This is a genomic window from Streptomyces violaceorubidus (assembly GCF_000717995.1).
In the GTDB taxonomy this organism is placed as follows: Bacteria; Actinomycetota; Actinomycetes; order Streptomycetales; family Streptomycetaceae; genus Streptomyces; species Streptomyces violaceorubidus.
Map to the genome: position 1 here is coordinate 1 of NZ_JODM01000234.1, position 234 is coordinate 234.

General features: G+C 62.0%; 1 protein-coding gene. It reads left to right on the top strand.

Annotated elements, in window-relative coordinates:
• On the top strand, positions 1–234 hold a 234-nt coding region (locus IE94_RS37455; RefSeq protein ID WP_157849475.1), incomplete at both ends, for a hypothetical protein.

A 234-nucleotide genomic window follows, 5' to 3' on the forward strand; every position in this document is an offset into this window, starting at 1 on the left:
TATCAGAGTCACCTGGCTTACAAGGATTTTTCGGCGCGGCTGCACAGGTTGTCGGGTCTGCTGGAGGAGTCGGTCGCGGCGTCGGGCCGGGCTCTTCCGCCGGAGATCGCGAAGCGTTATGTGGGTGCGACGCGGATGGTGACCGATGACGGTGGCAGGAATTATGTCGTCGAGTTCGCGAAGCAGTTGGACGATATCGCCGAGGGGCGGGTGAAGACGTCCATCCAGATCGCC